Below are 7,731 nucleotides of genomic sequence, written 5' to 3' on the forward strand. Positions count from 1 at the left end.
AATCAGGGCAATCGGTTGTTTTTAAAATACACAGCGTGGCCAGCCTGTACGGAGCTGTTGCGATGACTCGCAAACTCTCCTTCATGGCCGATCTGAGCCAGGAAGACACGGTGCTGATTGCGACTGTGGTATCGGAACTGGGGACCAATATTCTTAAATATGCCGGCACTGGCGAGATCTGCGTGTCTCGGACGCTGGACGAGGGCCATGATGCGATTCAGGTTGTGGCGAAGGATCAGGGCAGTGGGATCCGCGATGTCAACCAGGCCATGGCCGATCACTTCAGCACCTCCGGCACCCTTGGGATGGGCCTGCCCGCAGTGCATCGCATCATGACGACCATGTCGATTGAATCCAGTGCTGAGCAGGGAACCCGTGTCGTAGCCAGTAAATGGCTCAATGGCGAGAAGCCCACAGTGTCAAATCTGCCAAAGCCGGACGATCACTCCGTCGAATCGGATTGGATCCGGGAGGTGTACGACATCGGCGATTGCGTCAGGCCCATGCAAGGAGAACGCGAGAGTGGCGATATCAGCTTGATTCATGTTCATCCCAGTGGGCTGTTGCTGGGCTTGATTGATGTGTCAGGCCATGGACCCCAGGCCCACACTCTCGCCTGTCGCATGCAACAGGCAGCCCTCAAGCTTGGCTGTTCAAGAGCAGCGGTGATCCTGGAGAGCCTGCATCAAGAGTTCCGCGGAACCCTTGGAGCTGCAGTGGGTCTAGCGACACTGGAGCGAAAGACCCACAAACTCGAGTTTGCGGGTGTCGGTAATATCAATATCTTGGTGATGGGCAGGGAACGTTGGCGAGGCGTATGCCGAGATGGCATTGTTGGAGAAAGAATGAATTCAGTATTTTTACAAACAGTACAGCTCCATCCAGGTGATCTTGTTGTGATGGCATCCGATGGTGTCTCTGAATCCACGATTCAGCGCAACTCCTCACTCTATGCAGAGAAGATGTCTGCCCATGCGCTGAGTGAATCGGTGATTCGCGAAGCTGGTAAAGCCCTCGATGATGCCTCTTGCTTGATTCTGAGATGCCTACGCTGAAACCTATCGGAATGATGGATCTGTGGGACGAGGCTTCTTGCTTCTCCTTGCGACGCAAGTTGAGTAAAATCATCCAGGTCTTTCAGGCCGATCCAGCCATCAAGGCATGCATATCCTGGATTGGCGAGTGTTCCTATCTGCAGTCTGAAAACAGCACGATCAGAGCCTGCTTGAATCTTGAGTTGGATGACGACAGATCCACTCTGGAATTATGTCTACAGTCAGGCCAAGATTGCTCGCTTCCACCCTGTCCTCTACGCATCTGCCGTGTTGAAAAACAGAGTGCGCAGTCAGAGGGGGCAGACTACTCCTTCCGCCTACCCCTAGGCAATGTCGAGATCACTGAGGATCATATTGAGCTTGCATGTGAGATCTTTAGAGAGAAGTCGAAGGAGGAATTATTGCGCGAGACTCAGACGATCAACCAACAATTGCAAGACTCGATTGCTGTCGCCGAGAAAGCCACGCAGGCCAAGTCTGAGTTTCTTGCCAACATGAGTCACGAACTGCGTACGCCAATGAATGCGATCATCGGGCTATCTCACCTCGCGCTGCGAACTGAATTAACCGATAAGCAGGAAGACTACATCTCAAAGGTTCACGGTGCTGGCACGCACTTACTTGGAATTATCAACGACATTCTTGACTTCTCTAAGATTGAAGCTGGTAAGTTGGAAATTGAGCACATTGATTTCGAGCTCGACAAAGTTCTTGATGAAATCACCAGTCTTGTTGGACAGAAGGCTGCTGAGAAGGGCCTGGAGCTGATTTACCAAGTCGATCAGAACGTTCCCACTGCACTCAATGGGGATCCTCTCCGGCTGATTCAGGTTCTAATCAATCTGCTGTCCAATGCAGTGAAGTTTACCGAATCTGGTGATATTTTTCTTCACGTCTCACTGCTAGAAAGCCGGGGAGCCGTGGCCAAGCTTGCGATTGATGTGAGCGATAGCGGTATCGGTATGACTCCCGCTCAAGTGTCACGCCTCTTTCAGTCTTTCGCGCAGGCTGATACCTCCACGACGCGCACCTATGGCGGTACTGGTCTGGGTCTCGCGATCAGCCGCAGACTGCTTGAGCTCATGGGTGGGGACATCTCAGTCAGCAGCACTCCGGGAAAGGGAAGTACTTTTCATGCCGTCGCCTGGTTTGGCACGGGCCTGGTGCGTAGACAGGTGAAGACTTCCATCCATGACATCATGAAAGACTGGCATGTGTTGCTTGTCGATGACAGTCCCATTGCCATCACCGTACTCCAAGGTTTATTGAGTGATTTCCCCGTCATCATTGATTCGGCTGGCTCTGGCAAGGATGCGATTGCGATGGCCCTGGCTGCCAGGCAGAGAGGCCATGGCTACGACCTCATCTTTATGGACTGGATGATGCCAGGCTTGGATGGTTTTGCTACCGCCCAGCGGCTAGAGCATGAACTGGGTGATCACTATCCACCCATCGTCATGGTGAGTGCCTTCGGTAGTGATCTTTCCATCGATGACCATCGAGACGCTTCGATTCAAGCTTTTCTCACCAAGCCTGTGAGTAGCTCTACGCTCAGAAAGTCACTCGAAAGACTATTCCTAAATGACGAGTCTGCCCCTCGAGTCGATCCCAAGAGCCATGATCTAAGTCGGTGGGGCTTACAGGGACTGCGGGTTCTTCTGGTCGAAGACAATGAGATTAATCAGCAGATCGGAATGGAACTCCTCCAGGCAGCTGGAGTGGATGTGGTTGTGGCCCAGCACGGCCTGGATGCGATTAACTGCCTGGAGCTGAGCAGATTGCCGCAGAATCAGGATTCCGACATTCAGAACAGCCTGCCGTTTGATGTGGTGCTGATGGACCTGGCTATGCCCACGATGGATGGATGGGAAGCCACGCAAAGGATTCGCGCCGAGAAGAGATGGGATGCCTTACCGATTCTGGCCATGACGGCCCATGCTTTTGTTGAGGAACGTGACCGCTGCTTGGCCGCCGGCATGCAGGATCACCTCACCAAACCGATCGATCCGGATCAATTGTATCGAGCTCTGGCTAACTACGGCCGCCCCAATCGTTCCCTTCCCTCGCCCAAGCCAATAGCCAACAAGCAAACGAGCTTGCCTGACAGCTTTGATCAATTGGATGATCCAATCCAAACCATCGAAGCCTGTGCTGATCCCCGCGAGATTCTCCAGCGGGCAGGATTTGATGTGGCTGGATCGCTGCGACGCACAGCAGGGAACGAAAAGCTGTATTTCAACCTTCTCAAGACATTTGCGCAGAACCAGGCAGGGGCTTCGGAACAGCTCCAGGCAGCTCTGGACACGGGTGACATCATCAGCGCCGAACGCCTGTTGCATACGTTGAAGGGAGTGGCGGGCAACCTTGGCGCGGTGGATCTGCAGGAGAAAGCAGGTGACATGGAGGCGGCGCTCAGGCAGGGACAGGCATCGGAATCGGAGCATCAAAGGTTCCGCCAGTCCTTGGCAACAACCTTGCAGCACCTGAACAGCGTTGAGCTGTCCCAAGGCCAACCTATCCCCAGCCCCAGCCAGCAAGGAGCTAGATTATCAAATGATCGAGAGGCTGATCAGGCTCATCGGAACAACGATGAACAGGCTCAATCTTTGGCGGGGTCGGGTTCAAGTACCGAGCACTATAGAGAAAAGAGTGAAGCGGTTTTATCCGCAGTTGATCCGACTCTCTTGGTTGATTTGACAACACTTATACAGTGCGGAGATGGTGAGGCCATTGAACTCCTGGAGAGAGAGAAGGCTGGGCTGCTGAGCCTGCTTGGCCATCAAAACTACCAAGACCTGCATATGCAGCTAGATGGCTATGACTTTGATTCAGCCTTGTCAATCCTACAGAAAAGTCTCCCCACTCTAATCTAATTCAAGCCGATGTCCTCTGTCCTCCAATCGAATCCAGCTTCATCCCCTCCCTCGGCTGAGCGAGTCGCCAAGCCCACTGTGCTGGTTGTCGATGATGCTCGCGAGAATCTGCAGCTGATCAATGCCTTGCTCAAGCAGCAGTATCACGTGCGGCTCGCAACGAACGGCCAGTCTGCTCTGAAAATGCTCCAGCAATTGCCGTATCCAGACTTGATTCTTTTGGATATCGTGATGGAGGGTATGGATGGCTACGAGGTTTGCCGCGCTCTGAAGCAGGATCCTGCGCTGATGGAGCTGCCGGTGATCTTTCTCACGGCCCGCACTGAAGTGCAAGATGAAGAAAAAGGCTTCGAATCTGGCTGCGTTGATTACATCACAAAACCAATTTCCCCCTCCATATTAAAAGCTCGCGTTGCGACTCACATTCAGCTCAAAGCGGCTAACGATATTCTCAAAGACAACAATGCTTACCTTGCTGCAGAGGTCATCAGGCGCACATCTGAAGTGCAGGCTGTGCAGGACACCACCATCATGGCCATGGCCTCTTTAGCAGAGACCCGTGATAACGAAACCGGGATGCACATCAAGCGCACGCAGCACTATGTGCGCCTCGTGGCTGAATACCTCAGCAAAATCCCCAAGTATGCTGAGGAGTTGCCGCTCGAGCAGATTCAGATTCTGTTCAAGTCGGCCCCTCTTCATGACATTGGCAAGGTTGGAATTCCAGACGCCATCCTGCTCAAGCCCGGCGGCTTGAGCGTCTCCGAGTTCGAGATCATGAAAACCCATCCTGCTTTGGGTCGAATTACGATTGAACATGCCGAAGAAACTCTTGTCAGTCCCAGTTCTTTTCTTTTAACGGCCAAGCAAATCGCCTACAGTCATCATGAGAAATGGGATGGTAGCGGCTATCCTGAAGGTTTGGCTGGAGAAGCGATTCCGTTGTCTGCCCGCATGATGGCCCTGGCCGACGTTTACGATGCTCTTGTCAACAAACGTGTCTATAAACCGGCTTTTTCTCACCAGGAAGCCACTGAAATCATTGTAAAGGGCAGAGGCAGCCACTTTGACCCTGCAATTGTCGATGCATTTCTGGACCTTGCCGAAGACTTTCAGCAGATTGCGGTGCTCTATAAAGACACCGAGGAGCGGTGAAGAAATTCGACGGGGCAAGAATGCCGGAACGAGTCGTTATGACTCAGCTGCAAGGCCTGAATCCGTATCGCTTCAACTGTGATCTTCCGTCTTTGCTCTTTGTTCTGATTCCAGCATCGCGCTGGACTCCTGATTGATTGGTGAGCCTTGAAGCACTCGCGCCGATTCTGCCGCGTGTCCATGGTTTCCCTTGCGCAGGTGAGCGCTCCCATGGCCATGGCCATGTCCTTCTTGGCAGGGTCGTCTGTGATCTGAAAGATTTTCCTTCGCTACTGCCATCGACGGCCTGGCGGCGCTTCGATCGTGCGAATGGTGTGAGCGCTCTCTGCCACACCTGCGTTCGAGCCAGCACCCCAGAAACCTTGGTATGAAGCTTCAGGCACACCCTTGAACAGGTCTTGTTTTCATTGCTTCGACCAGGCATTCTCGAAGGCGGTTGTTTCCTTCTCAGCTTGTCTCCTTGGACCAGCTTGAAGCCAGCGGATGGGTTGTGCCCGATGGACAGCATCGTTGCCGAGGTCCTTGAGCAGCTTGAAGCGGCCCAGCAACTGGGGGCCCACGAGCTGGCGGAAGTCGAAGGCGTGGATCAGCTGCGACAGGGAGGGCTCCCCCCAGGGCCGCTGCAGCAGGCTGTCGTTGGCGTAGACCCACTCCACCAGCAGCTCGATGGTGCGGCGGGCGTAGAAGCAGGCGGTGCGTGGATCAGCCAGGGCAAAGCGCTCGACCCTGGCGGCCTCCTCGTGCAGCTCAGGGCACTGGCCAGCGATCAGGCAGTACTGGGAGGGAAAGTCCGTCACTGCGCCTGATGCTCCACTTCATCAAGAAACGCTGAAGTCGCCGTCATCAGTGCCGGCCAGTCAGGTTGAGCGATTTCAATGCTGTCGTCGGTGCGCGATTGCACTGCAAAGCAGGTGAGATCAGAACGGGCAATCCGCAGATAGCGAAGGGCATCAGGGTCAGCCATTCATCAGGATTCCCTCCTGGTAAGCCTGTGTGGTGACGGCACTGCGGTATTGGGCCCGCTCGCGCACCTCTGCCTAGAATCATGAGATCTGCATCGGAATCCTGGCGGACTGTGCCCCGGGCGCGGGAGCCGAAGAGACGAACCTCGGAGCCGGGGATCCAAGGGGGTGGCGGGAGTGCTGGCCGTCATGGCTGCATTCTGGCTGGACTTGGAGCCGAATTGGTACTCAGTAGTGATAGCGGCCCTGCAGGAATTCCACCCGGCCGGGTTTGACGAGGTAGACACAGCGGTGTTCCTGGGTGATGCGCCTTGACCAGACACCAGGCCCGAGGTAACGCAGCGGCTCCGGTTTGCCGATGCCGCTGCAGGGATCACGAAGGATGGCGCGCATCAGTTCCAGCAGCCTTCTGGCTGTGCGCCGATCGGTGTCTACCCAGTGCTGGAGGTCTTCCAGGAACTCCGGGTGACAAACCGCCTCTCGCCGTTCGCTCATGCCTCCAGCGTGGCGGTGAGATCATCAAGTGAGTGACACGGCAGATCCTCTTGGCGCGCCCGCTCGAGGGCGGAGAGCAGGCGCGCGGCATTGCGGGGCGAACGCAGCAGATGGGCGGTTTCCAGCAGGCCCTCCAGTTCGTCGGCAGCCACCAGTGCCACGTCACCCCCGTTGCGCCGCCGCACCACCACCACATCGCGATCGGCCACCACCCGGTCCATCAGGGTCTTGAGCTGATCGCGGGCTGCGCTGTAGGTGGTTTCGATCGTCACGACGATCCTGTACAGGTGTTCTGTCCAGCTTAGCCGCTGGGAGTTGCCAGCACGGCCAGGTTGCCGAGACATTCATCGATGTGGACAGCCGAACCGATGAAGTGCACACCAATCTCATCGGTGGCACCGGTACGAAGGATGTCGGCCCAGAGCTGCTGGCATTCCTTCTGCGTCCAGGAATAGGTGCGCTGGTAGATCGGGATGATGAACTGGGAAACGGCACCCAGGATCTGGAGGAGCTTGGCTTCTGTGGCTTTCATGATTAGAATAACGCCGCTTGAATAGAGTGACTTAATGTGTCTGATTTATGGCCAAGCATGCAGATTCTTGACCGTAGCTTTTTCGCGGACTTGCAGAACTTTTCAAAGTCATGCTGGTCATCGATTGGCGGACAATGAACTTTTAACTCTCTGAGGTCTTTGACGTTGATGTGCTTGGAGGTTGAACCGGTCATTGCATGTGAAATCCGCTCGGGCTTCAGCAGGTAAAGAAGCTGCGCAAGGAGATATTCAGGCATGAGTCTGCTCGCATCAAGCTTCAGCTGAGCAAGTCGCTGATCCATGCAGACCTCCATGTCGGAGGCCACTATCGCCGCGATCCCTACAGTGCCTTCCCTGCTTAGCGCGATGTCTCCGGGCTCCAAGGGAGCTCTGCGAGATCGCTCTAGAAAATCATCATCTGAAATGCGCCTTGTATCTTTCCAGATCCAATCTCCCTTCCCTAGATTCGAAGTACGCACGCAAATCTGTACCCGTTCAGGGGTCGGGACAGCTCGCATCGAACATCGGCCTTGCTGAACCCTTGACGGTGGCTTGATTCCTGGTTGCATCTCAGTCAGAGACTCCTTGCGATGATCACCCCACCGGCCGGTATTTCAGAAGCCGATTGGGCCGCCACCCCGGTGGGAGTGAAGGCTGGA

9 protein-coding genes and 1 pseudogene are annotated in these 7,731 nt (G+C 54.9%); 3 read left to right on the forward strand and 7 right to left on the reverse strand.

The features are described 5' to 3' along the window. The first annotated feature begins 35 nt into the window (after window positions 1-35). From KQ310_RS05535 to KQ310_RS05545, 3 genes are read left to right on the forward strand one after another with little or no spacing between them, the layout of a single operon-like run. Complete coding sequence (locus KQ310_RS05535; RefSeq protein WP_259720771.1) at window positions 36-1,055, forward strand: SpoIIE family protein phosphatase; 1,020 nt, start codon at window positions 36-38, stop codon at window positions 1,053-1,055. After that, on the forward strand, window positions 1,043-3,928 hold the full coding sequence (locus tag KQ310_RS05540) for a response regulator (protein WP_259720772.1): 2,886 nt from the start codon (window positions 1,043-1,045) through the stop codon (window positions 3,926-3,928). The genes KQ310_RS05535 and KQ310_RS05540 overlap by 13 nt, the downstream gene beginning before the upstream one ends. A gap of 9 nt (window positions 3,929-3,937) precedes the next feature. After that, the gene (locus KQ310_RS05545; protein ID WP_259720773.1) at window positions 3,938-5,083 is read left to right on the forward strand and encodes an HD-GYP domain-containing protein; all 1,146 of its coding nucleotides are present in this window, start codon (window positions 3,938-3,940) and stop codon (window positions 5,081-5,083) included. Between the two features lie 404 nt (window positions 5,084-5,487). Here KQ310_RS05545 and KQ310_RS05550 read toward each other — a convergent pair whose 3' ends face one another. From KQ310_RS05550 to KQ310_RS05580, 7 genes and pseudogenes are all read right to left on the reverse strand, one after another. Further along, window positions 5,488-5,880, reverse strand: coding sequence for a DUF4145 domain-containing protein (locus tag KQ310_RS05550; protein WP_259720774.1), 393 nt, complete (start codon window positions 5,878-5,880; stop codon window positions 5,488-5,490). Then, window positions 5,877-6,047 carry a hypothetical protein gene (locus tag KQ310_RS05555; protein WP_259720775.1) on the reverse strand — a complete coding sequence of 57 codons (171 nt, stop codon included), beginning with the start codon at window positions 6,045-6,047 and terminating at the stop codon, window positions 5,877-5,879. Before KQ310_RS05555 ends, KQ310_RS05550 begins: the two co-directional genes overlap by 4 nt. A 74-nt stretch (window positions 6,048-6,121) precedes the next feature. Next, window positions 6,122-6,205: pseudogene (locus tag KQ310_RS05560) on the reverse strand (nucleotidyltransferase domain-containing protein); the annotation flags it as partial. Window positions 6,206-6,273: 68 nt separating this feature from the next. Next, window positions 6,274-6,540, reverse strand: a complete 267-nt coding sequence (locus KQ310_RS05565; RefSeq protein WP_259720776.1) for a Txe/YoeB family addiction module toxin — start codon at window positions 6,538-6,540, stop codon at window positions 6,274-6,276. Further along, a complete protein-coding gene (locus KQ310_RS05570) occupies window positions 6,537-6,812 on the reverse strand; it encodes a type II toxin-antitoxin system Phd/YefM family antitoxin (RefSeq protein ID WP_259720777.1) in 276 nt (91 codons plus the stop codon). Before KQ310_RS05570 ends, KQ310_RS05565 begins: the two co-directional genes overlap by 4 nt. 29 nt (window positions 6,813-6,841) lie before the next feature. Further along, entirely contained in the window at window positions 6,842-7,072 is a 231-nt protein-coding gene (locus KQ310_RS05575; RefSeq protein ID WP_259720778.1) for a DUF262 domain-containing protein, read from the reverse strand. A gap of 2 nt (window positions 7,073-7,074) precedes the next feature. After that, on the reverse strand, window positions 7,075-7,641 hold the full coding sequence (locus KQ310_RS05580; protein WP_311134706.1) for a restriction endonuclease subunit S: 567 nt from the start codon (window positions 7,639-7,641) through the stop codon (window positions 7,075-7,077). Between the last annotated feature and the right edge of the window lie 90 nt (window positions 7,642-7,731).

The organism is Synechococcus sp. CS-1328 (assembly GCF_025128095.1).
In the GTDB taxonomy this organism is placed as follows: Bacteria; Cyanobacteriota; Cyanobacteriia; order PCC-6307; family Cyanobiaceae; genus CBW1002.

What these genes read in the sequence shown, in the direction of transcription:
- KQ310_RS05545 (WP_259720773.1), top strand. Translation starts at nt 3,938, where the DNA reads ATGTCCTCTGTCCTCCAATCGAATCCAGCTTCATCCCCTCCCTCGGCT.
- KQ310_RS05575 (WP_259720778.1), bottom strand. Translation starts at nt 7,072, where the DNA reads ATGAAAGCCACAGAAGCCAAGCTCCTCCAGATCCTGGGTGCCGTTTCC.
- KQ310_RS05555 (WP_259720775.1), bottom strand. Translation starts at nt 6,047, where the DNA reads ATGGCTGACCCTGATGCCCTTCGCTATCTGCGGATTGCCCGTTCTGAT.
- KQ310_RS05580 (WP_311134706.1), bottom strand. Translation starts at nt 7,641, where the DNA reads ATGCAACCAGGAATCAAGCCACCGTCAAGGGTTCAGCAAGGCCGATGT.
- KQ310_RS05565 (WP_259720776.1), bottom strand. Translation starts at nt 6,540, where the DNA reads ATGAGCGAACGGCGAGAGGCGGTTTGTCACCCGGAGTTCCTGGAAGAC.
- KQ310_RS05540 (WP_259720772.1), top strand. Translation starts at nt 1,043, where the DNA reads ATGCCTACGCTGAAACCTATCGGAATGATGGATCTGTGGGACGAGGCT.